General features: G+C 58.7%; 31 protein-coding genes. 18 read left to right on the top strand and 13 right to left on the bottom strand.

Annotated elements, in window-relative coordinates; all coding sequences use genetic code 11:
* Positions 1-27 precede the first annotated feature (27 nt).
* Positions 28-1446 carry a metalloprotease TldD gene (gene tldD / locus FJU08_RS06945; RefSeq protein ID WP_141148259.1) on the top strand — a complete coding sequence of 473 codons (1419 nt, stop codon included), beginning with the start codon at positions 28-30 and terminating at the stop codon, positions 1444-1446.
* Positions 1447-1457: 11 nt separating this feature from the next.
* Here tldD and FJU08_RS06940 read toward each other — a convergent pair whose 3' ends face one another.
* Both FJU08_RS06940 and FJU08_RS06935 read right to left on the bottom strand, forming a co-directional pair.
* Positions 1458-2135, bottom strand: a complete 678-nt coding sequence (locus tag FJU08_RS06940; RefSeq protein WP_141148258.1) for a GNAT family N-acetyltransferase — start codon at positions 2133-2135, stop codon at positions 1458-1460.
* The gene (locus tag FJU08_RS06935; RefSeq protein WP_141148257.1) at positions 2132-2617 is read right to left on the bottom strand and encodes a MarR family winged helix-turn-helix transcriptional regulator; all 486 of its coding nucleotides are present in this window, start codon (positions 2615-2617) and stop codon (positions 2132-2134) included. Before FJU08_RS06935 ends, FJU08_RS06940 begins: the two co-directional genes overlap by 4 nt.
* A gap of 159 nt (positions 2618-2776) precedes the next feature.
* Between FJU08_RS06935 and FJU08_RS06930 the strand changes: the two genes are divergently transcribed.
* Together FJU08_RS06930 and FJU08_RS06925 are read left to right on the top strand one after the other, a co-directional pair.
* Positions 2777-3313, top strand: a complete 537-nt coding sequence (locus tag FJU08_RS06930; protein WP_141148256.1) for a GNAT family N-acetyltransferase — start codon at positions 2777-2779, stop codon at positions 3311-3313.
* A gap of 58 nt (positions 3314-3371) precedes the next feature.
* Positions 3372-4376, top strand: coding sequence for a MerR family transcriptional regulator (locus FJU08_RS06925; protein ID WP_141148255.1), 1005 nt, complete (start codon positions 3372-3374; stop codon positions 4374-4376).
* On the opposite strand, the gene FJU08_RS06920 is transcribed toward FJU08_RS06925, so the two are convergent.
* Positions 4377-4844, bottom strand: coding sequence for a heme-degrading domain-containing protein (locus FJU08_RS06920; RefSeq protein WP_141148254.1), 468 nt, complete (start codon positions 4842-4844; stop codon positions 4377-4379).
* Between the two features lie 34 nt (positions 4845-4878).
* On the bottom strand, positions 4879-5499 hold the full coding sequence (pdxH, locus tag FJU08_RS06915) for a pyridoxamine 5'-phosphate oxidase (protein ID WP_141148253.1): 621 nt from the start codon (positions 5497-5499) through the stop codon (positions 4879-4881).
* Positions 5500-5763: 264 nt separating this feature from the next.
* On the opposite strand from pdxH, the gene fabI reads away from it, so the two are divergent.
* From fabI to aroC, 3 genes are all read left to right on the top strand, one after another.
* A complete protein-coding gene (gene fabI, locus FJU08_RS06910) occupies positions 5764-6582 on the top strand; it encodes an enoyl-ACP reductase FabI (RefSeq protein ID WP_141148252.1) in 819 nt (272 codons plus the stop codon).
* A 101-nt stretch (positions 6583-6683) separates the two neighbouring features.
* On the top strand, positions 6684-7277 hold the full coding sequence (locus FJU08_RS06905) for a histidine phosphatase family protein (protein ID WP_141148251.1): 594 nt from the start codon (positions 6684-6686) through the stop codon (positions 7275-7277).
* A gap of 90 nt (positions 7278-7367) precedes the next feature.
* Positions 7368-8465 (top strand): chorismate synthase, encoded by a 1098-nt coding sequence (gene aroC, locus FJU08_RS06900; RefSeq protein ID WP_141148250.1) that lies wholly within the window; start codon positions 7368-7370, stop codon positions 8463-8465.
* Here aroC and FJU08_RS06895 read toward each other — a convergent pair whose 3' ends face one another.
* On the bottom strand, positions 8466-9659 hold the full coding sequence (locus tag FJU08_RS06895; RefSeq protein WP_141148249.1) for a winged helix-turn-helix domain-containing protein: 1194 nt from the start codon (positions 9657-9659) through the stop codon (positions 8466-8468).
* A 161-nt stretch (positions 9660-9820) separates the two neighbouring features.
* Between FJU08_RS06895 and FJU08_RS06890 the strand changes: the two genes are divergently transcribed.
* The 3 genes from FJU08_RS06890 to FJU08_RS06880 are packed head-to-tail and all read left to right on the top strand — an operon-like array spanning position 9821 to position 11678.
* A complete protein-coding gene (locus FJU08_RS06890) occupies positions 9821-10498 on the top strand; it encodes an energy-coupling factor ABC transporter ATP-binding protein (protein ID WP_141148248.1) in 678 nt (225 codons plus the stop codon).
* Complete coding sequence (locus tag FJU08_RS06885; protein ID WP_141148247.1) at positions 10498-11121, top strand: energy-coupling factor transporter transmembrane component T family protein; 624 nt, start codon at positions 10498-10500, stop codon at positions 11119-11121. Before FJU08_RS06890 ends, FJU08_RS06885 begins: the two co-directional genes overlap by 1 nt.
* Complete coding sequence (locus FJU08_RS06880) at positions 11118-11678, top strand: biotin transporter BioY (protein WP_141148246.1); 561 nt, start codon at positions 11118-11120, stop codon at positions 11676-11678. Before FJU08_RS06885 ends, FJU08_RS06880 begins: the two co-directional genes overlap by 4 nt.
* A gap of 67 nt (positions 11679-11745) precedes the next feature.
* On the opposite strand, the gene FJU08_RS06875 is transcribed toward FJU08_RS06880, so the two are convergent.
* From FJU08_RS06875 to FJU08_RS06850, 6 genes are all read right to left on the bottom strand, one after another.
* The gene (locus FJU08_RS06875) at positions 11746-12144 is read right to left on the bottom strand and encodes an acyl-CoA thioesterase (protein ID WP_141148245.1); all 399 of its coding nucleotides are present in this window, start codon (positions 12142-12144) and stop codon (positions 11746-11748) included.
* A 106-nt stretch (positions 12145-12250) separates the two neighbouring features.
* Complete coding sequence (locus tag FJU08_RS06870) at positions 12251-12931, bottom strand: beta clamp domain-containing protein (protein WP_141148244.1); 681 nt, start codon at positions 12929-12931, stop codon at positions 12251-12253.
* Positions 12928-13332 carry a hypothetical protein gene (locus FJU08_RS06865; protein ID WP_141148243.1) on the bottom strand — a complete coding sequence of 135 codons (405 nt, stop codon included), beginning with the start codon at positions 13330-13332 and terminating at the stop codon, positions 12928-12930. The genes FJU08_RS06870 and FJU08_RS06865 overlap by 4 nt, the downstream gene beginning before the upstream one ends.
* Positions 13332-13613, bottom strand: a complete 282-nt coding sequence (locus tag FJU08_RS06860) for a DUF2312 domain-containing protein (protein WP_141148242.1) — start codon at positions 13611-13613, stop codon at positions 13332-13334. The genes FJU08_RS06865 and FJU08_RS06860 overlap by 1 nt, the downstream gene beginning before the upstream one ends.
* A 592-nt stretch (positions 13614-14205) precedes the next feature.
* Positions 14206-14655, bottom strand: coding sequence for a DUF1064 domain-containing protein (locus FJU08_RS06855; protein ID WP_210245198.1), 450 nt, complete (start codon positions 14653-14655; stop codon positions 14206-14208).
* A gap of 13 nt (positions 14656-14668) precedes the next feature.
* Entirely contained in the window at positions 14669-14863 is a 195-nt protein-coding gene (locus FJU08_RS06850; protein WP_141148241.1) for a hypothetical protein, read from the bottom strand.
* 240 nt (positions 14864-15103) lie between these two features.
* Between FJU08_RS06850 and FJU08_RS06845 the strand changes: the two genes are divergently transcribed.
* A complete protein-coding gene (locus FJU08_RS06845) occupies positions 15104-15685 on the top strand; it encodes a helix-turn-helix domain-containing protein (RefSeq protein WP_141148240.1) in 582 nt (193 codons plus the stop codon).
* A 40-nt stretch (positions 15686-15725) separates the two neighbouring features.
* Here FJU08_RS06845 and FJU08_RS06840 read toward each other — a convergent pair whose 3' ends face one another.
* On the bottom strand, positions 15726-18959 hold the full coding sequence (locus FJU08_RS06840) for an Eco57I restriction-modification methylase domain-containing protein (RefSeq protein WP_141148239.1): 3234 nt from the start codon (positions 18957-18959) through the stop codon (positions 15726-15728).
* A gap of 278 nt (positions 18960-19237) precedes the next feature.
* Here FJU08_RS06840 and FJU08_RS06835 point away from each other — a divergent pair, with 278 nt between their 5' ends.
* From FJU08_RS06835 to FJU08_RS06825, 3 genes are all read left to right on the top strand, one after another.
* Complete coding sequence (locus FJU08_RS06835) at positions 19238-19849, top strand: terminase small subunit (RefSeq protein WP_141148238.1); 612 nt, start codon at positions 19238-19240, stop codon at positions 19847-19849.
* Between the two features lie 5 nt (positions 19850-19854).
* Positions 19855-20463: a hypothetical protein gene (locus FJU08_RS06830; RefSeq protein WP_141148237.1), complete on the top strand. Its 609-nt coding sequence runs from the start codon at positions 19855-19857 to the stop codon at positions 20461-20463.
* 111 nt (positions 20464-20574) lie between these two features.
* A complete protein-coding gene (locus FJU08_RS06825; RefSeq protein ID WP_141148236.1) occupies positions 20575-21432 on the top strand; it encodes a pPIWI-associating nuclease domain-containing protein in 858 nt (285 codons plus the stop codon).
* 6 nt (positions 21433-21438) lie between these two features.
* On the opposite strand, the gene FJU08_RS06820 is transcribed toward FJU08_RS06825, so the two are convergent.
* Positions 21439-22212: a hypothetical protein gene (locus tag FJU08_RS06820; protein ID WP_141148235.1), complete on the bottom strand. Its 774-nt coding sequence runs from the start codon at positions 22210-22212 to the stop codon at positions 21439-21441.
* Positions 22213-22287: 75 nt separating this feature from the next.
* Between FJU08_RS06820 and FJU08_RS06815 the strand changes: the two genes are divergently transcribed.
* Genes FJU08_RS06815 through FJU08_RS06800 form a run of 5 tightly spaced genes read left to right on the top strand, consistent with a single transcriptional unit; the run spans position 22288 to position 25718 of the window.
* On the top strand, positions 22288-22728 hold the full coding sequence (locus tag FJU08_RS06815; RefSeq protein WP_210245197.1) for a hypothetical protein: 441 nt from the start codon (positions 22288-22290) through the stop codon (positions 22726-22728).
* Positions 22721-23449: a portal protein gene (locus tag FJU08_RS22720; RefSeq protein ID WP_210245196.1), complete on the top strand. Its 729-nt coding sequence runs from the start codon at positions 22721-22723 to the stop codon at positions 23447-23449. The genes FJU08_RS06815 and FJU08_RS22720 overlap by 8 nt, the downstream gene beginning before the upstream one ends.
* On the top strand, positions 23427-24581 hold the full coding sequence (locus FJU08_RS22715; RefSeq protein ID WP_181409775.1) for a portal protein: 1155 nt from the start codon (positions 23427-23429) through the stop codon (positions 24579-24581). The genes FJU08_RS22720 and FJU08_RS22715 overlap by 23 nt, the downstream gene beginning before the upstream one ends.
* Before the next feature lie 22 nt (positions 24582-24603).
* Complete coding sequence (locus FJU08_RS06805; protein WP_141148234.1) at positions 24604-25527, top strand: dihydrolipoyllysine-residue succinyltransferase component of 2-oxoglutarate dehydrogenase complex; 924 nt, start codon at positions 24604-24606, stop codon at positions 25525-25527.
* Positions 25528-25550: 23 nt separating this feature from the next.
* A complete protein-coding gene (locus tag FJU08_RS06800; protein ID WP_141148233.1) occupies positions 25551-25718 on the top strand; it encodes a carbon storage regulator in 168 nt (55 codons plus the stop codon).
* Positions 25719-25774: the final 56 nt, after the last annotated feature.

Raw genomic sequence — 25774 nt, 5'->3', positions numbered from 1 at the left:
CGCCCCTTGAAACTTCCGGAGTCCGCCATGACCGATCGCGATCTGCTCAGCCAATTCGATGCCGATGAGGAAACCGTCCGTGCCCTCGTTTCCGACACGCTGAAAGATGCCGATGACGGCGAGCTCTATGTCGAATATGCCCAGAATGAAAGCCTGAGCTTCGATGACGGACGTCTGAAGAGCGGCTCTTTCAACACCGGCCACGGCTTCGGCCTGCGCGCCGTTGCTGGCGAGGCCAGCGGTTTTGCCCATGCGGGCGAATTGTCCATGTCGGCGCTGAAACGCGCCGCCTCAACGGCAAAGGCCGTGACAAGCGGCTATTCCGGCACCTATGCCGAGCCGCCGCGCGGCACCAATACGAAGCTTTACAGCGCTGAAAACCCGATCGGCGAGCCGACATTCGAAGCCAAGGTCAAGCTGCTCGGCGAGATCGATGCCTATATCCGCGCCCGTGACCCGCGCGTGCGCCAGGTCTCCGCTTCGCTGGCCGCCAGCCATCAGGTGGTCGAGATCCTGCGGGCCGATGGCTACAGGGTCGGCGATGTCCGGCCAATGACGCGGCTCAACATCTCCGTCGTTGTCGGCGAGGGCGACCGGCAGGAAACCGGCTCCTTCGGTCTGGGCGGCCGGATCGGCTTTGCCGATCTTTTTGCCCGTCAGGACTGGCAGAGCGGCGCCGAGGAAGCCATGCGTCAGGCTTTTGTCAATCTCGAAGCCATTGAGGCGCCGGCCGGCACCATGGATGTGGTGCTCGGCAATGGCTGGCCCGGCGTCATGATCCATGAAGCGGTTGGCCATGGCCTCGAAGGCGACTTCAACCGCAAGAAGCTCTCCGCCTTTTCCGGCCTGATGGGCGAGATGGTCGCTGCCCCCGGCGTGACCATTGTCGACGATGGCACAATACCGGACCTGCGCGGCTCGATCTCCATTGATGATGAAGGCACGCCGTCGGGCTACAATGTCCTGATCGAAAACGGCCGTCTGACCGGCTATATGCAGGACCGCATGAATGCCCGGCTGATGGGCGTTGCCCCGACCGGCAACGGCCGCCGCCAGAGCTATTCGGAACTGCCCATGCCGCGTATGACCAACACCTATATGCTGGGCGGCGACAAGACCAAGGAAGAGATCATCGGCTCGGTGAAGAAGGGCATCTATGCCGTCGCCTTCGGCGGCGGTCAGGTCGATATCACCTCCGGCCAGTTCGTCTTCTCCTGCACCGAGGCCTATCTGATCGAAAACGGCAAAATCGGCGCGCCGATCAAGGGCGCCATGCTGATCGGCAACGGCCCCGACGCGATGAAGCGCGTTTCCATGGTCGGCAACGACATGAAACTCGACAATGGCATCGGCAATTGCGGCAAGGCTGGTCAATGGGTTCCGGTCGGCGTCGGCCAGCCGCATCTCAGGCTCGATCAGGTCACTGTCGGCGGCACCAAGGCTTGAAGGCGGGTACCCTATCGGCGTTCAACCAGGCAGGAATCGAGATCGATCCGTCTGCGAAAGCCTAGCCCTTCATACAGTCTAATCGCAGCCATATTGTCGGCGTAGGTGTGCAGAAACACCTCACCGCCCCCGGCTGCGATCGCGCCTGCAACAAAGCGAAGCAATAATCCGCCCAGCCCCTGCCCACGATAGTCCGGATGGGTGCAAAGACCGCTGAGTTCGACGAAGCCATCCACATGCATGCGCTGCCCTGCCATTGCGGCAAGCCTTCCATCAACCCGCACGCCCCAGAACGGACCAAGCGTCTGCGCATGCAGGCTGAACGGGCCAGGCCGCGTCAGCAGCGCAAGTTCGAGCATATCCTCAGCATCGCCTGGCCCCAGACGCGAGACCCTTTCATCCGGCACCGGTTCAAAGGCCACCGCCCCGACCATCTGGGTGATCCGTGCGCGCTTCAGGATTTCCAGCTTCTCCGGCACGATGATCGGCGCATGTTCGACAAGCATGACCGTATCGCCGGGCCTTAGCATCTCGGCCAGAGACTGCCCCGAACGCGCATCTGCGTCCCGCATTGCTGCGAAAGGGATGATGGAGGCAGGATAGCGCAGGGCCTGGCCGTCGCCTTCAGCAAGGTGGGCGTGACGGGTCGTCAGAGCATTCCAGACGGGGCGATCAAGGATTTTCATCACTGTTGCCCCCATGTCGCGGCACGCCGCACCAGCGAGATGCCGTCCAATCCCTGTTCCAGCCCTGCCAGCTGATCGAGAAGCGAGCCATCGAGATCGCGGCAAAGCCCGCGAACCGCCGCCTCAACCTTCGGCCAGACCTGATCCCTGGAAAATGCCACCAGCGCCCGGCCCTCATCACTCAGCGCCACAACCCGCCGCCTTTGATCCTCCTTCGAGATAACGGTCTCCACGAGCCCCTGCCGCGCAAGCTGTGACAGCGTCCGTGTGACGCCGGGCTGGCTAATGCCAAGCAAAGCGGCCAGGTCACCGACGCTCAGCGGCCCGTCACGATCCAGAGCCGCCAGATAGGGAAATTGCGCTGCCTGTATCGTCAGCCCGGCTTCGTCCATGATCCGCTGCGTTTCCGCCTGAAGCCGTTCGCCAAGGCGACGCAGCCGCGTACCAAGGGTCAGATATCCCAGTTCTTTGACAAGATCCGCCATGCCCGGTCTCCTTTGTTTTTATATAACCTGTTATATATCACGTTATATAAAATTCAAGCCGAAAATGCAGGCCATGGGATCTTCGTGCCTTAGTGGTTTCTTTACAGCTTTGGGGGCTGAATACGGCCATGTATTGCGTAGCCGGTTTTCTGTTCTGACATGATCCACCAGCCTTTCGAGATTCGCCGTTTTCGCGCAGCCGACACAGAGGCCCTGTGCCGGATCTGGCACGATGCGTCCCTGCGATCGCATGATTTTCTTCCTGAAGCGCTTCTGTTCAGACAAAGGCGCATCATTGCCGAGCGTTTTCTGGGGCAAACCGAGTGTTGGATCGCCGCCTGTGACGAAACGCCGCTCGGTTTTATCGGGCTGATTGACGACTTTGTCGGCGGCCTCTTTGTCGATCCGCATTGTCAGGGCTACGGTGTCGGCACGGCCCTTCTCGGCCACGCCTGGAATCTGCGGGGAAAGCTGGCGCTGGAGGTTTATGCCCGCAACAGCCGCGCCATTGCCTTTTATCGCCGCCACGGATTTTCAGGCATCCGCCGCCGCGAAACCGACGATAATGGCCTGCCTTTCGCGCTGATCCTGATGCAAAAAGGCATGACGACAGCCCGGCCGCGCCGTTATGCGACGGCAAAGCCTGAAGGGTGGGGTCCTGTAGAGACCAATATGGACGCCGGATCAGCCTCTTGACCCGCCCCCCGGGGACGGGGGCATTAAGGACGGGACCCAGGCCTTCAGGAGTGATTCCATGCCCCAACCTTCTCGTTTTTTCTCGCCCTCCGAAGCGGCCCTGAGGCTTGGCACGTCGATAAAGGCGCTGAGGCTGTACGAGGAGCACGGCCTGATCCATCCCGGCCGCAACCGGTCCGGCTGGCGGGTCTATGGCCCCGAGGACATGGTTCGCGCCCGCGAGATTGCGGCGTTGCGCGCGCTTGGCCTTGGCCTTGCCGCCATTGGCCGCATCATGAAGGGTAACGCTGCCGAACTTGAGCCGGTACTGGCGCGCCAGCAAATAAAGCTTGAAGGCGAACTGGCCAATCTCAGCGACACGATCGCACGGCTGGCAAATCTGCGCGGCGAGATTGCTGCAGGCGCCAGGGCTGACATTGCCGCCGTGATGCGCCTGACAGGAACCCGCGCCGAACCGGCGATTGCCTTCCCCCTGCCCTGGCCATGGGACGGAGAGCTGTTCGAACTTACTGAAATCAAGCCGATCACCTGGGTGACCGGGCCGCTCGGCAGTGGAAAAACCCGCTTTTTACGCACCCTGTCGCAGGCGCTCGCCGGCGCGCTGGAGATCCGTCTTGATCGCAAGATCGCGGCGGAACCCGGCTCCAGGGAGCGCGCGGAGGCGATCGTCGGCAGCCTGATTGCTGATGGCGCATCGGCATCGCCCGCACTTTTCGCTCTCGTGGTTGCCCTTTGCCAGGATCAGCCATCTGCACTGGTGGTGGACCTGGTTGAAGAAGCACTCGATCACCCGACCCAGGAAGCGCTTGCCGCATGGCTCAGGCAACGCCCGTCATCGGCGCCGCCGCTCTTTTTGATGACGCGCTCGACGGCCATGCTTGATCTCGACGCGGTGACACCGGCCGAATCACTGATCCTGTGCCCGGCCAACCACGCCCCGCCCATCATCGTGCCGCCCTTTCGCGGCGCCGCCGGCTATGAGGCCTTCGCCTCATGCCTTGCTTCACCGGAGGTCAGGGCACGCACCACGGGCGAGCAGAGCGGAAAACCACCGGTCGTCTGATCAGCCTTCAAGCCCCTCCAGAACCGAGACAATCATGCCATGATCCTCGGCGCTGGCGAGACCGGATACGGTGATGGCGGCAATGACGCCAGCCCCGGCGACGCGAACCGGAAAGCTGCCGCCATGATCGGCATAATCCATCGGGTCGAGACCGATTTCAGGACCGATCACCGTGCCCTTGCGGGCATGCATCAGCTGGATAGCCATGGAGGCACGGTGAAAATGGAAGACGACGTTGGATTTCCGCATCGCCCAGATGTCATTGGCAGGCGACGCTCCTGGCAGGGCTGCATGGAACAATGTCCGGTCGGGCGTGCGTATATCGATCACCACCGGCGCATTTTCCGCCCGCGCCTTTTCAACGAGATGGCAGCCAACCTCAAAAGCCGTCATCTCGGTAAATTCGGAAAAGGTCAGCCGTTCTTCCTGCGCGGCAACCTCGGCCTCGGTCAATTCTGCAACTGCCATATCGTCCTCCCTTCGATATTCGCTTCTACCCCTTTTAGGGATACATCCGCACTTTCTGCCACCCGCCTTCAGGATTTTCGCGGCGGAACTCCATCCGGTCATGCAGGCGGAACTTGCCATCACGCCAGAATTCGATCGCGATCGGTTTCAGACGGAAGCCTGACCAGTAGGGCGGGCGCGGAATCTCGCCAACGCCGTAGCGGGCGGTATATTGGGCGACCGCCTTTTCCAGCGCAAAACGGCTTTCCAGCGGGCGGGACTGCTTCGAAGCCCAGGCACCGATTCGGCTTCCACGGGCGCGTGAGGCAAAATATGCGTCCGCCTCGGCATCGGAAACCACCTCCACCGGCCCGCGCAGCCGGACCTGCCGGCGCAACGATTTCCAGTGAAAACACATGGCCGCCTTCGGCTGACCGAGCAGTTCCCTGCCCTTCTGGCTTTCAAAATTTGTGTAAAATACGAAACCTGCGAGATCGAAGCCCTTCATCAGCACCATGCGAACGTCAGGCAGACCGTCCTCATCCACAGTGGCGACCGCCACAGCATTCGGGTCGTTCACCTCACTGGCTTCGGCGTCTTTCAGCCATTTTCCGAACAATTCGAATGGGTCGTTTTCCGCTGTAAAATCAGCGACGTTCCCTTGTACATCAGCCATGGTGCTACTCCCTGGAACAAAAGCGTTGCCTTATCGGAACGACTGGCGCAAGGACAACGACAAAGAAGGGAACCTGCCTCAAAGGACTCACTTACAAAAGCAATCCGCGCCCCGAAGGTTCAAAGGGAGTGAGCACAATTCACAGGGGCTTGGCAATAGGCTTTTCCGGGGCTAAAGCGATCGCCACCGGGTTCACACTGCTTGAACCGCATTGCTGCCTATGCCATAGGCAAAGTGGAAGACAGTCTCAAGGAGCACCGATATATGGCTGAAGCATCCGGCCTCATGAAAGGCAAACGCGGCATCATCATGGGTGTCGCCAACAACCGGTCGATCGCATGGGGTATTGCCAAAGCGTGTCGTGATGCAGGTGCGGAGATCGCGCTCACCTGGCAGGGTGACAACCTGAAGAAGCGCGTCGAACCCCTGGCAGCCGAGCTTGACGCCCTGCTGATCGGCCATTGCGACGTGACCGACCCCGACACCATCAACCAGGTTTTCGATGACCTCGAAGCCGCCTGGGGCAAGATCGACTTCGTCGTGCACTGCATCGCCTTTTCCGACAAGGAAGAGCTGACCGGCCGCTATATCGACACCTCGCGTGACAATTTCGCCCGTTCGATGGACATCTCGGTGTACTCCTTCACCGCCGTTGCCCACCGCGCCGAAAAGATGATGAATGACGGCGGCTCAATGATCACCCTCACCTATTACGGTGCGGAAAAGGTCATGCCGCATTACAACGTCATGGGCGTCGCCAAGGCCGCTCTCGAGGCAAGTGTACGCTATATGGCGGTTGATCTCGGCGGTCGCGGCATCCGCGTCAACGCCATTTCCGCCGGACCGATCAAGACGCTGGCCGGATCCGCCATCGGCGATTTCCGCTATATCCTGAAGTGGAACGAATATAATTCGCCACTGAAGCGCAATGTCACGATCGAAGAAGTCGGCAATTCCGCCCTCTTCCTGCTGTCGGATCTGTCGACCTCGATTACCGGCGAAGTCCTCCACGCAGACAGCGGCTACCACGTTGTCGGCATGAAGTCGGTCGATGCGCCGGATATTTCAGTCGCCAAGGACTGATCACCTTTTCTCGGCGCGGAACCTGATCCGCGCCGAAATTGTTTTAAGCGATGATAAATTTACCGGCAACTGCCGGACCAGACCATACAGGGACAGGCACATTGCTGATCTACGCGATCCGTCACGGCCAGACGGACTGGAACGCCGAAGCCCGCATGCAGGGCCAGAAAGACATTCCGCTGAACGATACCGGCCGGGAACAGGCCCGCGGCAATGGCGTCAAGCTGAAGGCAATCCTGGGTGCCGATACCGGCCTCTTCGATTTTGTTGCAAGCCCGCTGTCCAGAACCCGTGAAACCATGGAGCGCGCCCGTGCCGCCATGGGGCTGACGCCCGCGCTCTATCGCACCGACGATCGCCTGAAGGAGCTTTCCTTTGGCGACTGGGAAGGCCGCACGCTGAAAGAACTGTCGATCGATTACCCGGAGCTGATCGCTGAGCGCGAGCACGACAAATGGTCCTTTGTTCCACCCGGCGACACTGCGGAAAGCTATGAAATCCTCTCCTGGCGGATCGGTGCATGGATGAAGGATGTGGTCGGCCCGACAGTCTGCGTCTGCCATGGCGGCGTGATCCGTGCCATGTTCCGCCTGATCGCCGGGCTTGAACCCGATGCAGCCGCCATGGCCGATATCCCGCAGGACAAAGTGCTGAAGATCGACCTTGTCAGAAACACGATCGACTGGCTCGACTGAGCCAATCACGCGCCAAAGCCTTTTCCTCAAGCGGCAATTGCTTTACAGCGTTGCAGCGTTCATCAAGGAACCGCGCTGGAGAAGGCTTTCATGTCACATAACACCTTCGGTCACCTCTTCCGTGTCACCACCTGGGGCGAGAGCCACGGTCCGGCGCTCGGCTGCGTCGTCGACGGCTGCCCGCCCGGTTTGAAATTCACGCTTGCCGAAATCCAGCATTTTCTTGACCGCCGCAAGCCAGGACAGTCACGTTTCGTCACCCAGCGCCGCGAGGCCGACGAAGTGAAGGTGCTTTCGGGCGTGATGATGGACGAGGACGGCGTGACGATGATTGCCACCGGCACGCCGATTTCGATGATGATCGAAAATACCGACCAGCGCTCAAAGGATTACGGCGAGATTGCCCGGCAATACCGCCCCGGCCACGCTGATTACACCTATGACGTCAAATATGGCATCCGCGATTATCGCGGCGGCGGGCGTTCTTCCGCCCGCGAGACGGCCGCCCGCGTTGCCGCTGGCGCCATTGCCCGAAAGGTTCTGCCCGGTGTCACCTATCGCGCGGCACTGACCCAGATCGGCAAGCACAGGGTCAACCGCGCCAACTGGAACTGGAACGAAGTCGACAACAACCCCTTCTTCTGCCCGGACCCCGAGATGGTGCCCGTCTGGGAAGATTATCTCGACGGCATCCGCAAGGCCGGTTCCTCCGTCGGCGCCGTGGTGGAAGTGGTTGCCGAAGGTGTGCCCGCTGGCCTTGGCGCGCCGATCTACGCCAAGCTGGATCAGGATATCGCCTCGCTGATGATGTCGATCAATGCGGTCAAGGGCGTCGAAATCGGCGAGGGCTTTAATGCTGCCGAACTGACCGGCGAGGAAAATGCCGATGAAATGCGCATGGGCAATGATGGCAAACCGCTTTTTCTGTCCAACCACGCCGGCGGCATTCTCGGCGGCATTTCCACCGGCGAGCCGATTGTCGTGCGTTTCGCCATCAAGCCGACCTCATCGATCCTGACACCGCGCCGCACGATTGACCGCGACGGCCATGATGTCGATCTCAGAACCAAGGGTCGCCATGACCCCTGCGTCGGCATCCGCGCCGTGCCGATCGGCGAGGCCATGCTCGCCTGCGCTATCGCTGACCATTATCTGCGCGATCGCGGCCAGACCGGCCGGCTCGACTGATCAGCCGGGCTGCCAGCCATCAAGATATTCGACCCGGGCAACACCGGTGAAGCGGGCAAGCCGGGCAAGCTCGGCGTCAAGCTTTGCCAGACGCCCGGCACTCGCCTTCACGCCCGGCTCCAGCCACAGCCGCTTCACCTCCAGCACATCCCGCTTGCGCTCCGCCTTCATGTCGATCCGGCCGATCAGCTTCGTGCCTTCGAGCAGCGGAAAGACGTAATAGCCATATTGCCGCTTCGGCTCCGGCACGAAGACTTCGATGCGATAGAAAAAGCCGAACAGCCGCTCGATGCGGGCGCGGTCGCGCAACAGCGGGTCGAAGGGACTCAGCACCCTGACGCGTGATGGCGGCTCCGGCACATCGTGAAGGCTGGCGATCTCATTGGCCAGCGCCACCGCCTGCCGGCTCTTGCCCTTTTCCGCCAGCGAGATCTCGACATCGGCAAGCCCGTCATGATTGGCCTCGACCCAGGCCCGTGCCTCCTGCAGGCTGATGATATCAAAGAAGGCGGCAATCTCGCCCGGCGTGGCAAAGCCGAGCCGCGTCAGCGTTGCGCGGCAGGCCCAGTCAACAAAGGCGTCATGGTCAACACTGGCATTTCGCCACACATCCGGGATCACCCGTTCAGATAGATTATAGGCCTTTTGAAAATTGACCCGATGGCAGATGGAAAGATTTCCGGTACGCCAGTGATATTCGAGAGCCGTCTTGCCCGGATGCCAGTTCCACCAGCCGCCCGAAACATGATCGTCTGATTTCAGATCCCGCGCCATGATCGGCCCGCTATCGCGCACCGTCGCCAGCGTTTCCTCGATGACCTCCTCGAAACCCGCGGCCCGCCATTTGCGCCAGCGCTCCAGAAGCCGGACCTGCTCGCGGGCAAAACGGTGCTTCCAGTAGGGATAGAACCGCGTCGGGATGATCGCCGCATCATGGGTCCAGTGCTCAAACAGCGACCGGTCCTTTTCCAGGAGGCCCGCAAGCTGGGCGTGGCGATAGCCGGGAAAGCGCGACCACAGGATAAGATCATGCGCCCGCTCGACGGTGCGGATGGAATCGACCTGCACGAAACCGAGCATTTCGATCAACGACAAGAGCCCTTGTCGCCCGGCGCCTGCCGGGATCCGCTCGCAAAGCCCCTGTCGGGCGAGAAAGATGCGCCGCGCATCTTCATTGGCGATTTTTATGGTCATTCAGAAAGGATAAGGCGATTCGGACAAAAGGTGAACACTACCGTCGTCTATTCCCGATCCATGAAGGTGTCGCCACGCCTGCCTGTTCAAAGCGATGCTGGCGGCTATCGAAACCGCCAGCAGACTTCTATAAGAAGCAGCAATCGAACTGGAGGCAGATTGTGCAGATCATCTTTGAAAATGCGTCCGTGACGCTTGAGGGGCGGACAGTTCTGCATCCGCTGAACCTGTCGCTTCGCGAGCGTCGGATCGGCATTATCGGCCTTAACGGTTCTGGAAAAACCACATTCGCGCGGCTGATCAACGGACTTTCCGTGCCGACCTCCGGCCACGTCACCGTCAATAATCGCGATACGGTGACAGAGCGACAAGCGGTGATGGCCGATGCGGGATTTGTCTTCCAGAACCCGCAGAACCAGATCATCCTGCCGATTCTGAAAGACGATATCGCCCTTGGTCTGAAGGCGCATGGCCTTGCCAAAGGTGAACGCGACGCGCGCATTTCCGAAACGCTGGAGCGGCTCGGCATTGCCCATCTTGCCGAGCGGCGCGCCCATGAACTATCCGGTGGCGAATTGCAGCTTGCAGCCCTTGCCGCCGTTCTTGCACCCAGGCCCTCCCTTGTCATTCTCGATGAGCCGACCAATCAGCTCGATCTCAGGAACCGTGCTATAGTTCGCACCGCCATCACCACGCTCGCCGAAGATCTGATCGTCATCTCCCATGATCTGGCTCTGATGGCTGATATGGAGCGCATACTTCTGTTCGATCAGGGCGTCATCGTCGCAGACGGCGCGCCCGAAACCGTGATTGCCCGCTACCAAGAAATGAACGGCTGATGCAGACGCTCTTTGTCGACGGCAATACGATTGTCCACCGCCTTTCATCGGGTGTGAAAATCGCCGGGCTGGTGGTGTTCTCGGTCGCGCTTTTCGCCAGCACCAATCCCTTTGCGCTTGGTGCCTTTCTGCTCTTTGCGCTGGCAAGCTATGCCATTTTACCGCTTGGTCTCTGGGCCTCGATCGCTCGGCTGCTGCCGATTTTGGGTGCGATCCTGCTGGTTGGTATTGTCAATCTCATCTTCTCCGGCCCTGTGCCGACGGCTATCGTGGTCGCGCGCCTGACCGCATTGATGCTGTTCGGCGCGACGGTGACAGCAACGACGACGATTGCCGATTTCATTGATGTCATCACACGCTGGGCACAGCCACTGGAGCGCATGGGCCTCGTCAACGCCGCCGATATCGGCCTTTCCGTCGGCCTTGTGATCCGATTTGTCCCCGAAATTCTGACCCGCTATGGCGCGATCCGTGATGCACACCGCGCCCGTGGTCTTGCGCCGAAAATCGGAAGCGTCATAATCCCGCTACTGATCCTGACCCTGAAGGATGCGGATCAGGTTGCCGCCGCCATCGATGCGCGCGGCATCCGAGGCCCGCAAAAGAGAAGGAAAACCGAATGAGCACCCGCGATCTTGTTCTCGTGGCCCTGTTTGCCGCCATCATCGTTGCGCTTGGCGCCCTGCCGCCGATCCCGCTTGGCTTCATTCCCGTACCGATCACCGCGCAGACGCTGGGCGTCATGCTGGCCGGCCTGATCCTTGGAGCAAAACGCGGCACGCTCGCCGTTCTCCTGGTGATCCTGCTCGTTGTCATCGGCCTGCCGGTGCTGTCGGGTGGCCGTGGTGGCCTCGCCGTCTTCGCCGGCCCGACGGTCGGCTATCTCATTGGCTGGATCCCCGGCGCCTTTGTTGCGGGCCTGATCTCGGAACGCGCTGCCAGCAATAGCCGTCCGCTTGCCCAGTTGACGGGCTTTTTCGCAGCTGCGGCCATCGGCGGCATTGTCGTGGTCTATGCCTGCGGCATGGCCTGGCTTGCATTCGGTGTCGGCATGGGGCTTCCAGCCGCGTTCGTTTCCAGCCTTGCCTTCATTCCGGGCGATCTGATCAAGGCGGGGCTGGCGGCCCTGGCTGCCCGTGCAGTGATGATCGGCTACCCCTTGCTGCCACGGCGGGCCTGACGAAAAACGGGCGGGACACCGCCGTCCCGCCCGCTTATAGACGCCATTGCAAGCCGCGCCAGGTGCCTCAATCGAGGAAGGAATAAAGCCAGTCGCGTGTCGCTTCCGGCAGAGGCGCAGCTTCACCGGTCTCATACTGGACAGCGGCCCAGAGAAGCTCGACTTCGGCTGCAATCTCGTTGCCGGCTTCCATCACCACGTTGAAACCCACCGTCTTGCCGCCGATCTTGGCCGTTCTGACTGTCAGGCGCGCCATCTCACCGTTACGCAGGCCGCGATAGAAAGTGCACCCGACCTTACGCACCACATAAGCAGGCTCCTTGGCGACGTCCGGGCGGTAGCGCCAGAAATTCGCCAGCGCCTCCTCCGCATGTTCGATATAGGCAGCGGTATGCATGCGGCCATGCATATCGATATCCCGGTAAGGAACCCTGAACTCGCTCCTCTCAGGATGTCTTTCGTCCATCGCGCAAACTCTCTCCACATAAGCACCCCGACATGGCGGATGCCTTTCGAAGCCGCAGGGCCCCGGAACCACCGGACCCGCTGCCGGCAGCAGCCTTAAACTCAATCTATAGAACCTTTGCAAGGCCAAGACCATGCCTGCATTGCACTGCAATGCAAGAGGATGTGCTGCCGCGTGCTCCATCACCGTCAAAACAGCTTGGGTACGGACCTCTGGCGAATATTGATTGGTCACCTTGCTTGCCGTAGCGGTACTTCTCACGAGCTGGGGTCTCCGGCAAACCCGGCGCGGTTCCATGATCCCGATTTACGAACCAGGGACTATCACGGCTCAATGCTGTGGCGGTTTGCGACAGCGCCGTTGTCAGTTGCCCGGCGTCAATGGTGAAGGCGGCGGCGCTCGGCTCTCGGCGCATCCGGACAAAATCTTCCGCCGGGAGCGCCGGCAGGACGAAGCGCGAGCGCCCCGATTTTACAACGACGCTGTTCCTGGTTTCATCGGACCAGGCAAACTCGATTTCGCGGCCATCGGGCCATGTCTTGACGATGTCGAACAGACGATGGGCCGGAAGCGTGAAGGCCGCAAACGCCTCGTCCACCCTCGCCTCGAACCGGCAACTGACCTCGATATTGAGATTGGTGGCGCGGACACTCAAGCCCTCGCCGTCGTCCGCCCGCTCGATCAGGATGTTTTCGAGGATCGGGATATTGATGCTCTTTTCGACAGCATTGCGGGCGCGTTCAAGCGCTGAAACGAGTTTCGGCTTTTCCACGGTGAAGAGGCTCATTCGGACACGCCCCGTCTCAAGGCAGCAAGCCGCAACGTGGTTTGGGCGGCAAGAAGATTTGCCTCTTCCGGCGCGAGGTCCGCCAGCAGGTCAAGGGCATCGCGGGTTTCTCCACCAGCGATCATGTCCGCGAGAAGCTGGTAGGTGCTTGGCGGCAGTCGGTTGGGAATGACGCCGATATCGCGATTGCTCAACTCCTCGATCAACGCTTCATCGGCGACCTTTTCGTAAAAGGTCTCCTGCTCAATCGAGATCGCCACCGGCTTTTCAGTGTCGACCTTGTCGAACAGGTCACGAAGGGAACCGTCCACGGGGCCAAAGAACGCAGCTTCCAGCGCCTCCAGCACGTCATCAAGGTCCAGTTCGAGGGTGACGGGATCAAACACGACCAGACCGGCCATCACGCACCTTCGCCTTCTGGCACGTCTTCGGACGCGCCAATCATGCCGAGCGCGATCATATAGGTATCGAGGACGGCCTCCTCTTCCATCCGCGCCTGCTCATCCTTGCGCCGCAACGCTACGATTTTCATGATGATCTTGTCGTCGTAGCCGAGACCTTTCGCTTCGCTGCGGACATCCTTGATGTCGTCCGCGATGGTCCGCTTTTCTTCCTCCAGGCGCTCGATCCGCTCGATAAATGACCTGAGTTGGTCGCGCGCGACGCCGTGTGCATCCGACATATCCAGCCTCCAGTTTCACGATGCAAATATTGCATCAATTAACAAAAAAGCATCACGATAGACGCAATTCGGACGCCGTTGCGCTACCGCTGACTGTCCGCCCCGAGCCTCACAAGCCTCGAACACGATCACTGATCGAGCCGAACGAATGATGCTGTTATGTTATCATATTTAACAGTTTCAAAATAAGCACAACCTCCAATACCAAGGCAATACCGGCGATAGAAAATTGCTCGTAATTATTGTATTTATCTGTTTTCTATTTATTTTTTCTGCCGATACCGGCCAAAGAAAGAGAGACAACGCCGGATTCAGCAGTCTTCAAGCTCGTTTCGATTTCAACATCATTGCGATCTGTCAACGATCTTTCATCGCCTGATTCGGCGCGCCCGTGACCGAGGAGACCGTGTTCGCGCGCACGCGCGATTGCGGCTATCCGATCAAGATCAGCGGCCAGGGCCAATCGGACGGGGACACGACACAGCAAGGCGGTTTTTGCCTGCCGCTGATCGATGCATTCCTGATCCTCAAGGCCTCACACCCACAGAATCAATGCACCAAAAATATCAAACGTTGCTGTTTTGGCAACATTCTAGGCGTGAATAGTCTCGATCCTCCAGCCAGCACCCTTGTCCTTCGGGTAGGCGACCTGAAAGACGAAGGGGAAAATATCAGCGGCGATTTTCATTTTCGCACGCGCATCGTCGGTATAGATCGCTTTGGAGCCCTTCACATCGATCATTGTCAGAAGGCCGGACGCCGGAAGCGTTGCGAAATCGACGGTGATCGTGGTGTTCTTGGCGAGCGTCAGCTTGATGGCTTCGAAGCGCCACCACAGGAGATCGCCCGTTGTCATAAGAGCATCAAGGTGGGAGGCGAAGCGCGCCTCTGTCCGGTTCATTTTGCCGGGAGGAAGCCGGCCGAGCGCCTGCATCTTGCCTTTCCCGGCGGCCGGGGGCTGACTGGTCGCAAAGGACGCTGCCGCCGAACCGGCTTTGCGGCGCGACATGATCTGGTTGTAGTCGTCTTCGGTCCAGCGCATGGCGGCGCATCCTTTAATAAAAGATCGCTGATGCCATTAGATAAACAAGGAAAAACGGGAAAGCAACGCCAGCCCAGAAGACGAGGAAGGCCGGAATGTACCAGACCAGCTCGAAGGCATCGACAGACCCGTCCGCCAGACTGCGCGCGAACCAGAGCGGGTTCATGATCGCGCAGAGGAGCCGCGCCTCGCTCAGGACTTTACGCACGATGCCTCGCCTTCATGAATGCGGGGTTTATTTTCACACCCGACAAGACGCCAAGTCAACCATCCGACAACAGGCTTGCCTTAACCCTTTCGGCCGATACACCCATTATCGGTTGCTATTTTGGCAATTTTCGCCTATCGCTGGGTTCTATTAGCAGCACTTCAAAGTGAATGCAGAGCAACATGACGTCCGGTCCAGCGCACGGCGTTGAAACCAGCCAGGGAGACCGAGAGGAAAGCCTTGAACAAGTCCTATTTCGAAAGCCGTATCGCCGCAAAAGGTTTCACGATGCGCGGTCTCGCGCGCCAGATGGGGATCGCGTCTTCGCAGCTATCGCGGACGTTTTCCGGGCACCGCAGGATGAAAATCGAAGAAGCCGTCGAGTTGTCCGTGCTTCTGGGCGTTACGGTGGATGAGATAATTGCTGAATCCGGCATCAATGCGCCGCCGCCCCGCCAACGCACCAGCCCGGTGATCGGATACCTGACGCCCAAGATGACGGTTCTGCCGGCAAAACAGGGCGAGCGCGTGCAAACGCTTGACGGCCTGCCGGATGGGATCGAGGCGATCATTGCGCAGGTCGCCGGTTCAAGCGTTTCCTATATGGATGGCTGGGCCTTCTTCGTTACCGGCAAGGCGCCGCCGGAAGGCGCGCTCGATGCGCTGGCCCTGGTGCAGGCCGATGACGGATCGCAAATGCTCGGCATTGTCCGCTACGGCAAGCAGCGTGGCGTTTTTCGGGTGACGCTGCTGGACGGACGCGAGCGCGAAGGACTGGTGTTAAGCTGGGCCCGACGGGTGCAGGTGACGCGGCATTGTTGATGCAGCAATGACCGCTCTTGCTCAAGATCAGTGTGGTGAATTACACAACGCTTTCCAGCAGAGCGATTTCGTCTTCGGTCAGCCCGAACAGGTCATAGACGATGCTATCAATCCGGGCCTCGGCCTGAGCAATTTCGGCCGTCAGACGGGCTATCTCGACGCGATCGCGATTGATCCAATCTTCCCAATCCGAGCGTTCGGCCAGTGGGATATCGGCCTTGAAGGTCTTTTTTACCTCGGCACGGAAGGCAGCGAAGTCGGGCAAAGTCCACCATTCCGTTAGCTTTTCAGTCAGCTTGGGGTCGCGTTCGGGTGGGCAAAGATCGGGGATGCGGCGTATTAGGGCGGCTTGAAGGTTCAAACGGTTGGAAGCGAGTCGCTCACAATGGGAGGCCAGTTCACCTAGTTTCACCTGATCTCGGCCTGAGACCTCTGGTAGTACAATTTGTTCGATAAACTGTGAGTGCATTTGGTGAAAACCACCACGAACAGGCACAGTCCGCTCAGTAATTACAAACCATCCCAACTTGGAGTTCAGATAAGCCGCGAGCCAAGCATCCGATGTAGAAACAAAATAGCACTTGTTATTGAAGTAGTGCGACACGTTGAGTTGGAATTGGGGTTTGTCGCAAAACTCGGGGTATAGAACTTTCGGTTCTGTGAACTGTTCATGATAGTCAACGGTGTCTTGAATTTCGAACCACCGATAGCTTCCTGCCTTACGCCCAGGCCATTTGTCATTTCTGTCTTTTGGCTTCCAACCTTTTGGCTTGGGTTCAAGTGCTTCTCGCATTGTTTCGAGGTGCGCCTTGATCGCAGGATACGCATCAATGTCCGTTCCTCGCCTGGTAAAAATCAACCAGAGATTACGGGGTTCAGCGCGCCATCGCTTCAAGTCTTTGCCTTCCAAGAAGGGTTTGATTAGCTCGGAGGACTTAGGGTCTGCGATACACAGGCGCTCCTTGGTGGCGTCGTCGATCACGAAGGCCGCGTTCAAACCGGTCTTGATTCCGTAAAGCGGTGATCCATAGACTTCCTTCAACGTTTTCCTGCCACCCCTGATTTTGTCTCGCAGGGCGCGGAGGGCGGGGTTTTCCAATCCCCATGATTCTGCCCTCAAGGCCGATTGAGGAAGCGGTCCAGCTGCCGCTTCCCATGTGGCGAGGAAGTTGTTGTCCGGCAAAGTCTGCACCTTCCAGAAGCGCAATTCGTGCCCCTTGGGTGCGGCCCCGCGTTTCATGGTCAGAATAGCCGGATACGTGGTCACGCCCTCGAACACTTGCAGGTCGCCAAAATCAACAACGCTTTCAATGGTGGCCTCTTTCAGGAGGTATTCACGCAGCGGGTTGCCCGAACCGGTCTTGAAAAAAGTGTTAGAAGAGATGTAGCCCAAGCGCCCACCCGGCTTCAACAGACGCAGCCCGCGTTCGTAGAAGTAGCAGAACAGGTCGGCCACACCGTGGTAGCTCTCAAATCGCCCTTGCAGATATGGCTTGAGATCGGAAATAAGTTCCTGGCGCACATAGGGCGGGTTGCCCAGCACCACGTCGAAGCCGCCTTCTGCAAAAACACCTGGAAATGCGGTTTCCCAGGTGAAAGCGTGGTCGAGATAGGCGAAATTGCTATCCTCGATCAGACTGTCGCCGACGCGGATACTACCCGACAGGCTATCAAGCACCTTGCCGCGCCGTGCGGTCTTGATCCAGAGCGACAGCTTGGTGATCTCGACGCTTTCTTCATTGACATCCACGCCGAAGAGATTGTTGGTCAGAATCTCGCTATCAGGGACATAGTCGAGGAGATCGCCAAAATGCTCGGCCTTGGGCAGAAGGTCTTTGATCTTGTCGTTCACACGGGTCAGTTCGGCCTTCATGAAGTCAAAGGCCATGATCAGGAACACGCCGGAACCGCAAGCAGGATCAACAATGCGCAGAGACCTCAGACGATCGCGATAGGCTTGCCAGGCTTCAAGTTCGGCCGTTTTCCTTCGCCATACGATATTTTCGTAATCGGAGACATCGACCCCCTTCCTGGCATAATCGCGCAGGATGGCCTCGAAGATTTCCCTGAGATGCACGCCGAGGGTTTCGGCCACAATGAAACGTGCGATGTAGTCAGGGGTATAAACCACCCCGTCACGCTTGCGTCGCCCGCTTGTACCGGTGGTTTTCTCGGGCTCCTCCTCTTCGCCGCGCGCGATTGCCTGCAAACGTTCAACGTCAGCGATGGACTGCTCAAAGATGTGACCGAGGACGGTGACCGAAACTTCGGAAGCGAACCGATAGGTCCCCAAGGTTTTAAAGCCTTCGCAGATATCATCGGCCAGCTCTAAAGTGTCGATCGTATCGTCCTGGCGGAACAGCCCGCCATTGTAGCGCGGAATTTTCAGATCGGTATTGCCGAGATCGATGGCGCGGAAAAGGCCTTTAAAATTGTCCCAGACGGGGTGCGGATTGTAAGGATCACGCGCGTCGAACGCGTGTTCAAGCGTATTGTCCGGCAGAAGGCCGGTATCCTCTGCAAATGCGATGAACAACACCCGATCGAGGATTTTCTGCGCGACCGCAATTGCATCGAGCGGGCTGATCGCTGCATCGTCGTTCTGAACGGCGCTCAGGAGCTTGAGGCGCAACGTCTTGTAATCCTGATACAGGCTATCGGTGATATCCTTATCTTCGCGGCGGCTTTCCTGAAGCAAATCAGCAGTGCGGCCGGACAGCAGGTTTTCCGCCGAAAGCAGCAGCATGAAGCGCGCGTATTCAGCAGGCTGCGTCAGTTGGTCGAGGCGAAACACCTCATAGGCCGAAGTGCCTTCTCCAAAACCATAGAGCCGTAGCTCGATCATGTTCGAGACCAGAACCCATTTCACGCCGCGCGCGTTCATGGCGTATTCCCACGCCTGCTGAACGGGGCTCTTGTTGCGGCCCGGCATAATCGCATCGAGATCGCGGGTATCCGCGCCCTTCAGTTCGAACGGGGCTACGATGTCAGGCGTCTTGCCACCGAAGCGACCGAGTGCCAGATCGACACTTCCCCGCAAAATAGCCTGCTCTGTCGATACGTTGTAATTCGCACCGCCGGCCGGGCCGTGGTAGCCAAGGACGCCTTCAACAATCCTCGACGCGAATTGCCCGTGTAGAGCGGTCTCCTTCAAGCGCTCAATTCTGCCCGAGTTGATCAACTCTGCCCAAGCTTCCAGTGCCTCCAGGTGTTTGGCAGGAATCGGGTCCACCTTCACATGGCGTTTCAGGGTCTTAAGATTGAAAAGGTTCATTCTGTAAACTCTACGTGCATCAATAAAACCGGACAACTGGAGTAACTTTGGTACAGTCTCTGGAGCCTGAACGCCACAGCAATATCCCGCCAATGACTGATCGCGAGCCCTGCTGAATGCGCCTTTTCTTGGAAAGGCGCCGGTCGAGTGGAGCAAAATGAAAAAGAGCGCCATCGGAGTTCGGAAGAGACCAAAGATCGTCATTGTTGTTAAAATAGCATCGCTTCGATAAATTAGAGCCGGAACACCTTGCCGTCCCGAGGGAAGCAAATCCGGCCATGCCTAGAAAAGCGAACAATCCCGGCAAAGCCGCACCCAAGCGGCGGCGTGCGCGGCTGACACCGCGACAGCAGGCGTTTATTGACGCATTGCTGGCCGATGAGGATATGCGCGCGACCTATGCCTATATGCGGGCGTTTCGGCAGCCGAATGAGCGAACCGCTGCTGTTTGCGCCTCGAAATTGCTAAAAAATGCTAAGGTCAAAGCAGCCATCGACGCCGCCATGGCAGCACGGCGCGAGGCTGTCGCCATTGAGCATAATGACGTTGTGCGCCGGCTCTATGCGATGCTGACCGCTGACGCCAATGAGCTGGTGCAATATCGGCGCGGCGCGTGCCGCCATTGCTACGGGATCGATCACGGTTTTCAGTGGGTGGACGAGACGGAGTATCTCGACACCTGCGAGAAGGTTGCCGACAAGGCGCGCGCGCGCGATGTGGAACCCGACTTGCCGGGCGATGAAGGCGGCTATGGCTATGACGCCAGCAAGCTGCCGCATGACGATTGCCCGCGCTGCCATGGTGAGGGGATCGGCAGCGCCCATACCCGTCCACACCCGACGAGGCGTTCCAGAAATCATCGCAGGGCTGCTACTACACCGTTCAGATGACGCGGATGCGCAAGGAGCGGCGGATCACCACCGTGCCGTTTACGCCCGGCTATCCGGTCAACACCTTCTGGGATATCGGCAATTCCGACGGCACCGCGATCTGGTTTCACCAGCAGGTCGGCCAGCAGCACCGGTTTATCCATTTTCTCGAAGGCTGGGGCGAGCCCTATAGCTTCTTTGTGAGCGCGATGCAGACGCTCGGCTACACCTGGGGCCGACACTATTTGCCGCATGACGGCAACCACGAGCGGCAGGGCGAGAACAGCAACCTCACACCCAAGCAGATGCTGGAGCGGCTGGGGCTACGCAATGTTGAGATCGTCGAACGCGTAGCAGAACTGCAGCACGGCATTCAGGCCACCCGCGACATGCTGGCGCTGGCGTGGATCGATGCCGAGAACTGCAAGGAGGGCATCGACCATGTCGACAATTACCGCAAGAAATGGATTGCGAGCGTTGGCGCCTTCGGTGACGAGCCGGTGAAGAGCGACGGCAATTCGGAGGCAGCCGACGCACTCAGGCAATGGGCGCAGGTCTATGGCAGCGATGCTGGCGCGGGAAGCAAGCGGCAAAGGGTGCCGAAGCGGCGGAACAAGTCAGCTATGGCGGTATAGCAAACTAAATCATTGGGTGACCGAGCGACAGGAGCAAATGCTCTTTGACAATCAGAGCTGATGGTGCCCTTAAATATCCAGCGAAACCATTAAGCAGAGCGCCCGAATACCATGAGTACGGATGACAATTGGGAAGCACTCGAATCCAGTATTTCAGAATTAATCAGCAAATTTCCCCGTGACGAGTTCCTAGAAGCTTTATTGGTCGGCACATGGCGCGTCGCAATAGACGCGGATAATCCAATTCGTGGGAATCTGATTGCAAGTGCCTTACGAGAAGTGATCGGGCATGTGCTGCATAAACTCGCTCCGGACGAAAGCGTAAGAGCATGCGTCTGGTTTAAGCAGACGCAAGGCACTACGACAGTCACAAGGCGCCAGAGGGCAACATTTATAATTCAAGCAGGCCTGCCTGATGATTTCGTGAACAACACGATTGGGTTTGACGTTAGAGATCAAATAGATCCATTGCTGGAGGCGTTCGACGAACTCAGCAAATTCACCCACGTTCGCGCCGAAACCATTGTTCATGAACATGACGAGGTGCAAGATATCATGGTGGGGGTTGTCGATGGGCTATTGGCCATACTCAAGGCGGCCGACGATGCCCAAGACGATTTAAAGAATGCAATCGTCGAAGTCATGCAGGGAGCTATGCTCGACAAGCTTATATCGGAAACCATTCAAGACCTTGATGAGTTATCCACGCACACCTCCGTTAGCGGGCAATACGTCGAATCAATCGAGATTGTTGATCTGGACGAAGCCCAGATCACCTACGAGGTAATTGGGGAAGTGGAAGTCGATTTGCAGTACGGATCCAACTCAGATGTTCGTAAAGGGCTGGGACATGTTATGGGAGATTCATATCCATATAGCGCGTTCATTACTGCCCGAGCGGCCAAGCCTTTCGAAATTAAAAATGAAGATGTCGAGCTCAGAGTAGACAACAGCAGCTTTTTTGAATGATGCGACCTAGCCTCTTCCACTCGAAGTTCGTTGGCGAACGACTTCCAAAAGCATCAACGAAATATGCAGAAAAGCCTGCTTGAGCTCTCGATAAAGCTCTGGGTCTGCATTCAGCTCGCAAGGCCCGACGATCATCTCAGAAAGCAGTGCACCATCCGGTAAATCCTCAAGGGGGCGAGCTTGCTGCAGCAGCTGATGGATATGGAAGTCGGAGAAATGAACAGCTCCGGATGTTCGTTGATAGGCTTCAGATATCCAAACGCCAAGACTTTCTATCTGCTCAATGAGCCACTTATCGGTCGCTTTAGTTTTGGCTCCCTTGAGTTTCATATCTCCAATTTTTTTGCCATTTGCGATATCCCGCGAGAAGCTTTCAGCGGTCATTCCTTCGGTCTGCTCTGCCCAATACAAGGCGTAAATGCGCGCCAAAGTATCTAGGTTCAGACGGACCAAAATCATTGCCATCTGCCCGTTGTTGCTCTCAATTGCCTGCCGGAAAGCTAAGCCCAGCGACAATGTTCTCCGAATAGCGGCCATTAGGTAAAAGCGTTCATATTCCCGCTCACGAGGGAAGTCCCGCATAATTCCCGCACATATTCGCAGCAGCGCGTCATCGGCACGTTCATGTTGTGACAGATCGCCAAAAATCTCTTTCTCGTCTTTGTTGTTCATTGTTCCTTCCGGCAGATTGGCGACAATTGCCGCAGTCAGGGAAACTGCAACTTCAGAGTTGCAGTGACGCTTCAGCCTGAACATCAAAATTAAATCGCGGGAATGCAATAGAATTTCTTCATGGCTGTTCGATTATATCGTTGCTATATTGGCATCATTGCTATTCAAACTGAGGCCGATTTCATGTCCGCGCTGATCCGCTACGCCATCGACCTGACCCGCTACCACTTTCAAAAACGCCAGGGCGAGCTGGCGCTTTACGGCACATGGTATGGCGACAAGGCGCGGCCGTGCCTTGTGGTCGTGCCGACGAACCACATTGGGCATGATCGGTGCCGGCCTCTGGTGATCACCATTGACGATGCGTGGCAGTGGAACCCGGACGATACTGATGCCATGCCGGAAACGAATGCGGCGATGGTGCAGCAGTTTCTAGACGTCAACGGCATGGATTTCGGCAATATGCGCAGCGCGATGCGCGTCGTCTCGCTGATCCATGACCATTTGGGCGATCTCATCTCCATTCCTCCCAAGGCAAGTCTTGCCCGTGTCGTGGCCGATGTTCTCCAGGTCGATCACGACACGGGCAAGGAGACGCATGCGGAGATCATCGACCGTGTTTGAACCGGATACCAAAAGCGGCATGGACTTGCGGAACGGGCGGATGGTGCGCGCGTCCGATCCGTGGGACCGGAACGAGACGGCGCAGCCGGAAGGCAAGGCGCTGCACAGGCTGGACAGCGAAAGGGCCGTCGCGCGGCTGAAACGGCTTTTGGGGCTTTACGAGAACGAGCTGGAGCGGCAGGCGGAAAACCGGGCGCAGCAGGCGCTCGATGAGGATTTCTACGACTCCATCCAGTGGAGCGAGGAAAACGCCCGCGAACTGGAAGAGCGCGGGCAGAAGGCGCTGGTCTTCAACGTCATCAACACCACCGTCAACTGGATTATCGGCACCGAGAAGCGCGGCCGCACGGACTATAAAATCCTGCCCCGGCGCAAGGAGGCGGGAAAGCCCGCCACGCGCAAAACCCAGCTGATGAAATATCTGAGCGATGTGAACCGCTCGCCGTTTCACCGTTCCAACGCCTTTGAGGAAAGCGTCAAGACCGGCATTGGCTGGCTTGAGGTGGGATTGCAGGCGCAGGACGAAGGCGAGCCGGTCTATGTCCGCTCCGAGAGCTGGCGCAATATGCTGTGGGACAGCGCCTGCACCGAAAAAGACCTTTCCGATTGCCGCTATATTTTCCGCACGAAATGGGTCGATCTGGATGTGGCGAGCGCGATGTTTCCCGAACGGCGCGGATTGCTGGCGCGCGCGGCGCTTGCCGACGGCGTGCGCGTCTAACCTTGACGAATTTCGCGAGGAAGCCGCCCGCCCGGACGCGATCCTCGTCAAGAAAAAGGGTTATGACCTGACCATCAATGCCGAGCGCGAGCTGGCCGCCGCCCATCTCGACATGATGAGCCGCGACATTTCGATGATCCAGTCGGTTTCCGGCGTGACCGATGAAAGCCTGGGGCGCACCACCAATGCGGTTTCCGGCCGGGCGATCACCGCGCGGCAGGACCAGGGCTCGCTGGCGACCGCCGGCATTTTCGACAATCTGCGCCTTGCCGTGCTGATCCATGGTGGCAAGGAGCTTTCCGCGATCGAGCAGTTCTTTACGCAGCCAAAGCAATTTCGCATCACCAACACGCGCGGCACGCCGGAATGGGTGGATGTGAATGACGGGCTGCCGGAAAACGACATCATCCGCTCCAAGGCCGATTTCATCATCTCCGATACCGACTGGCGCGCCAGCGTGCGGCAGGCCCAGACCGAGGAACTGTTTGCGCTCCTGCAACAGATCGGCCCTGTGGCGCCGCAGGTGGTGCTGGTGATGCTCGATCTTCTGGTCGAGGGCATGGATATCGACAGCCGCGAAGAACTCGTCAAGCGCATTCGCCAGATCACCGGACAGCGCGACCCCGACGCCGAAGAGATGACGCCGGAAGAACAGGCCGCCGAGCAGGCGAAAATGCGCCAGCAGCAGATTCAGGAACGCGCGGTATTGGCCAAGATCGCCAAGGACGAGGCCAGCGCCCAAAAATCCGCCGCCAGCGTGCAGCGTGACATCGTGTCATCGGCGAAAGAGCAGGCCGCGACGCGGCAGGTGCTCGCCTCTCTCGCCGGCCAGAATGTCGATACGCAGATACGGGCGCTCGAGGCCGCGATGGCCGCCCTCTCTGCCCCCGCCGCCGTGCCTGTTGCCGACGGCATTTTGCATGAAAGCGGCTTTATGGGCCGATCCGAGCAGGAAGAAACCGAGCGGCAGGCGGCCATCATGCAATCCGACAATATGCGCGATGAGGCGGCGCGGCAGCAGGCGCTCGCGGCCCGGCAGGCGCAACAGCCACCGCCGCCGCAGGATCAACTAGGCATCCCGCAGCAAGGCGGGCCACCTTCCATGCCGCCCGGCACCGCGCCCAACCCGTAACCCGATGAAGCAGGAGACCAACATGGACAATGAACACGGGCTGAGCCCCGAAGAGCTTGCAATGCTGACGCCGGCCGAACGCGCCGGGCTGGAAGCCGATGATGGTGACATCGGCGACGAAGACATCGGCGGTGCGGACGAAGGCCAGCCTGAAGACAAGGCGAAGGCCAAACCAGAGCCCGAAGCGGACCCGGAAGCGGAGCCCAAAAAGGAACCCGCCAAAGAGCCGGCAAAAGGTAAAATCGCGGGCGAAGACAAGGAACCGGGCCATGAAGCGACGCCGGACAAGGCCAAGGCTGCCCCGCCCGAAGTCCCGCTGTTCAAGTCCGATGTTCCGAAAGATATCAGTGATCGGCTCAAGGCGCTGGACGCCAAGGAAGACGCGCTCGTAGACAGGTTTGAGGACGGCGACCTGACGACGCGCGAATACAATGCCGAGCTTCGCAAGGTGAACAAGGAGCGCTCCACGCTGGAATGGCAGGTGCACAAGGCCGAGCTTTCCGAGGAGAGCACCCAGAGCCAGCGTGAGCAGGCCTGGTACAACACCGCCAACGGCTTCCTTGAGCAGCACCCCGAAATTGCCGCCAACGAGACGCGCTATGCCAGTTTCGACGCCGTTTTGCGCAAGGTGACGAGTGAAGTGATTGCCAATGGCGGATGGCCGGGCCAGGCCGAGATTGAAAAGGCCTATCAGCAATGGGCCGCAGACCTTGGCATCAAGGCGGAGCCGGCGCCCAATCCGGCACCCGCCCCGAAAAACCCCGCACCCAAACAGCCAGACATTCCGCCATCGCTGGCAAAGGTACCCGCCGCCGGTCTGGAGCAGACCGATGACGGTAAATATGCCGCGCTCGACCGGCTGAGCGAGAGCGATCCGCTGGCCTATGAGGAAGAGATCGCCAAGATGAACGAGGCCGAATTCGAGGCCTATGCCAATTCGCGGTGAATGGCCTTTGGAGGACAAAGCCCGTGGCATTGAAAATCGACTTACGCATCGGTGAAACGCTTCAGGTGGGGGAAGCCCGCCTGAAGCTGGTTCGCAAGGCCGGACGAGTGGCGACTCTGGTGATTGATGCGCCGAGGGAGGTCATCATCACCTCCAACGACCAGAACGGCGCCGCCACTGAAAAGCTGTAAGCTCCCTCATCGGGAGAGAAGCACATTGTCGATACACAACGAATGCGCCATGTTCG

The organism is Martelella alba (assembly GCF_006516955.1).
GTDB lineage: Bacteria > Pseudomonadota > Alphaproteobacteria > Rhizobiales > Rhizobiaceae > Martelella > Martelella alba.
This window is presented reverse-complemented; position numbering and strand designations above follow the sequence as displayed.

What these genes read in the sequence shown, in the direction of transcription:
- FJU08_RS06920 (WP_141148254.1), bottom strand. Translation starts at nt 4,844, where the DNA reads ATGGCAGTTGCAGAATTGACCGAGGCCGAGGTTGCCGCGCAGGAAGAA.
- pdxH (WP_141148253.1), bottom strand. Translation starts at nt 5,499, where the DNA reads ATGGCTGATGTACAAGGGAACGTCGCTGATTTTACAGCGGAAAACGAC.
- FJU08_RS06835 (WP_141148238.1), top strand. Translation starts at nt 19,238, where the DNA reads ATGCCTAGAAAAGCGAACAATCCCGGCAAAGCCGCACCCAAGCGGCGG.
- FJU08_RS06855 (WP_210245198.1), bottom strand. Translation starts at nt 14,655, where the DNA reads ATGCGCTGGACCGAAGACGACTACAACCAGATCATGTCGCGCCGCAAA.
- FJU08_RS06830 (WP_141148237.1), top strand. Translation starts at nt 19,855, where the DNA reads ATGCGCAAGGAGCGGCGGATCACCACCGTGCCGTTTACGCCCGGCTAT.
- FJU08_RS06925 (WP_141148255.1), top strand. Translation starts at nt 3,372, where the DNA reads ATGCCCCAACCTTCTCGTTTTTTCTCGCCCTCCGAAGCGGCCCTGAGG.
- FJU08_RS06840 (WP_141148239.1), bottom strand. Translation starts at nt 18,959, where the DNA reads ATGAACCTTTTCAATCTTAAGACCCTGAAACGCCATGTGAAGGTGGAC.
- FJU08_RS06805 (WP_141148234.1), top strand. Translation starts at nt 24,604, where the DNA reads ATGGACAATGAACACGGGCTGAGCCCCGAAGAGCTTGCAATGCTGACG.
- FJU08_RS06870 (WP_141148244.1), bottom strand. Translation starts at nt 12,931, where the DNA reads ATGAGCCTCTTCACCGTGGAAAAGCCGAAACTCGTTTCAGCGCTTGAA.
- fabI (WP_141148252.1), top strand. Translation starts at nt 5,764, where the DNA reads ATGGCTGAAGCATCCGGCCTCATGAAAGGCAAACGCGGCATCATCATG.
- FJU08_RS06825 (WP_141148236.1), top strand. Translation starts at nt 20,575, where the DNA reads ATGAGTACGGATGACAATTGGGAAGCACTCGAATCCAGTATTTCAGAA.
- FJU08_RS06865 (WP_141148243.1), bottom strand. Translation starts at nt 13,332, where the DNA reads ATGGCCGGTCTGGTCGTGTTTGATCCCGTCACCCTCGAACTGGACCTT.
- FJU08_RS06875 (WP_141148245.1), bottom strand. Translation starts at nt 12,144, where the DNA reads ATGGACGAAAGACATCCTGAGAGGAGCGAGTTCAGGGTTCCTTACCGG.
- FJU08_RS06885 (WP_141148247.1), top strand. Translation starts at nt 10,498, where the DNA reads ATGCAGACGCTCTTTGTCGACGGCAATACGATTGTCCACCGCCTTTCA.
- tldD (WP_141148259.1), top strand. Translation starts at nt 28, where the DNA reads ATGACCGATCGCGATCTGCTCAGCCAATTCGATGCCGATGAGGAAACC.
- FJU08_RS06880 (WP_141148246.1), top strand. Translation starts at nt 11,118, where the DNA reads ATGAGCACCCGCGATCTTGTTCTCGTGGCCCTGTTTGCCGCCATCATC.
- FJU08_RS06815 (WP_210245197.1), top strand. Translation starts at nt 22,288, where the DNA reads ATGTCCGCGCTGATCCGCTACGCCATCGACCTGACCCGCTACCACTTT.
- aroC (WP_141148250.1), top strand. Translation starts at nt 7,368, where the DNA reads ATGTCACATAACACCTTCGGTCACCTCTTCCGTGTCACCACCTGGGGC.
- FJU08_RS06935 (WP_141148257.1), bottom strand. Translation starts at nt 2,617, where the DNA reads ATGGCGGATCTTGTCAAAGAACTGGGATATCTGACCCTTGGTACGCGG.
- FJU08_RS06930 (WP_141148256.1), top strand. Translation starts at nt 2,777, where the DNA reads ATGATCCACCAGCCTTTCGAGATTCGCCGTTTTCGCGCAGCCGACACA.
- FJU08_RS06860 (WP_141148242.1), bottom strand. Translation starts at nt 13,613, where the DNA reads ATGTCGGATGCACACGGCGTCGCGCGCGACCAACTCAGGTCATTTATC.
- FJU08_RS06895 (WP_141148249.1), bottom strand. Translation starts at nt 9,659, where the DNA reads ATGACCATAAAAATCGCCAATGAAGATGCGCGGCGCATCTTTCTCGCC.